A 1,105-nucleotide genomic window follows, 5' to 3' on the forward strand; every position below is an offset into this window, starting at 1 on the left:
TGTGATGTCCAGGCAGGTTGTTGAGTCTGCTGAAGGGTGCGGCTCCGATTGCGGAGTGGCGTCTGTGCTGATTGTAGAAGTGCAGCCAGCCGGGGAGCGCGGCGCGACGTTCGGTGTCTGAGGGGTAGAAGCGGGCGTAGGCCCAGCCGTCGGCGAGGGTGCGGTGAAAGCGCTCTATTTTCCCGTTGGTCTGTGGGCGGTAGGGGCGGGTCCGTTTGTGCCGGATGCCGAGCGCGGTGCAGGCGTCGCGCCAGGCGTGGGAGCGATAGGCCGACCCGTTGTCGGAGAGGACCCGCTCGATGGTGACGCCGCGGTCAGCGAACCAGGCGACGGCCCGCTCGAGCACGCCGATCGCGGTGACGGACTTCTCGTCCGCGCAGATCTCGACGTAGGCGACGCGGGAGTGATCGTCGATCACGGTGTGCAGGAATGCCGTGCCGATGTTGGGATGCCCCTTCTCGGTGTATCCGGCGCCGGCGCGGGCGGCGCGCTGCTTGTTCTGCTTGCCTTGCTGCTTGCCGACGAAGCGCCAGCCGCCGCCGTCGGGGATGTTGCCGAACTTGGTCACGTCGACGTGGATCATTGACCCGGGATGGTCGTGCTCGTAGCGGCGGATGGGCTCGCCTGTGACCCGGTCGATGTGGCTGAGCCGGTTGATCCGTGCCCGCACCAGCACCGCGTGGACAGTCGAGGCGGGAACGCCAAGCTCGCCGGCGATCTGCACCGGACCCAGCCGTCGACGCCACCGCAATCGCACGATCCGTTTCACCATCGCGGGCGGCGTCTTGGACGGCATCGATCGTGGACGGCTGGAGCGATCAATCATTCCCGCGGGCCCTTCGGCCCGGAACCGGGCCGCCCACTTCCGGGCGGTCGGCGGTGAGGTCATGAACATCTTCGCCGCGGCGCCGACCGGCCAATGCTCTTCGACGATGAGCTTTGCCAGCCGCAACCGAGCACGCGGGGTGAGAGCAGCGTTAGCGTGGGACACGAAGGCCTCCTGTGTGTGTGAGCGGTTCCTAGACAGCTCCACTCTCGCAACGGGAGGCCTTCGTCCGTCAGCAGATCACACTCGATTCACGCAACAACGTCCCTGGACATCACA

The 1,105-nt window shown here is 66.7% G+C and carries 1 protein-coding gene; it reads right to left on the reverse strand.

Annotated elements, in window-relative coordinates:
• The coding region (locus AADH62_RS14535; protein WP_341580142.1) for an IS481 family transposase at positions 1-991 on the reverse strand (991 nt) is incomplete at its 3' end.
• Positions 992-1,105: the final 114 nt, after the last annotated feature.

Source organism: Microbacterium schleiferi (genome assembly GCF_038150145.1).
GTDB classification, from domain to species: Bacteria; Actinomycetota; Actinomycetes; order Actinomycetales; family Microbacteriaceae; genus Microbacterium; species Microbacterium schleiferi_B.